Origin of the sequence: Thiolapillus sp. (assembly GCF_048562965.1) — a bacterium.
Lineage (GTDB): Bacteria > Pseudomonadota > Gammaproteobacteria > Chromatiales > Chromatiaceae > Thiolapillus > Thiolapillus brandeum_A.
In genome coordinates this window covers 1-646 of the sequence record NZ_JBHNMF010001402.1, presented here as the reverse complement: position 1 = coordinate 646, position 646 = coordinate 1, and the positions used below count along the sequence as shown (strand labels likewise).

2 protein-coding genes are annotated in these 646 nt (G+C 55.7%); both read left to right on the top strand.

Annotation, left to right across the window (positions count from 1 at the left end; translation table 11 throughout):
• The first annotated feature begins 199 nt into the window (after positions 1–199).
• Positions 200–403, top strand: coding sequence for a DUF6166 domain-containing protein (locus tag ACOCD2_RS24590; protein ID WP_368857677.1), 204 nt, complete (start codon positions 200–202; stop codon positions 401–403).
• Positions 393–646 (top strand): hypothetical protein (locus ACOCD2_RS24585; RefSeq protein WP_419586264.1); only part of this gene is annotated, 254 nt, incomplete at its 3' end. The genes ACOCD2_RS24590 and ACOCD2_RS24585, both read left to right, overlap by 11 nt.

The window sequence follows — 646 nt, the reverse complement described above, 5'->3', positions numbered from 1 at the left end:
ACTGTTGGGTTCGTTATTACCGGAAAAGCTGGGATGCCGGTTGGTGTGACCAGGACATGGATATGGGGTGTGCTGTTGAGGCATCATTCTTGAATGACGTGCGATACATCGGTGCCCCCCCCGGCACGGTCATCAAGGCAAATAGCGAACCACTGAACCCCCGGCCGGATCTGGCCAACAAAATCCCCACGGGGTTTTCCTGGGGCTATCTCGGGGCGGCCCGGCGCAGCTCGCGCTGGCCATTCTTGCGGACTACCTGCGAGACGAAAATGCCGCACTCGCCCACTATCAGGCCTTCAAAGAAAAAGTCATCGCCGCGTTACCAGAACAGTTGGAATGGACACTAAGCAGGATAGATATAGAGCATGCTCTGACCGATATAGGAGTACGTGGTGCCGAATAGCATCTCTGTCGCCGTCACACCCAACAACGAGGCTCGTGGGTTGCGGGAAGGTACTTGGCGGCTGCCGCTTATTAGCCGGGACTCAAGACGTATCGCGCTGTCTGCGCTACCCCGATCAGTAAGTGAATTGTTCACCTATGCCCGGCAATACCCTGATACACGGATTGTGCTGGATGAAACGTCTATGGCAACCCACAGAATCACCGCCAAGCACTATGCGGATTTTTTTCGGCAACGACCGGC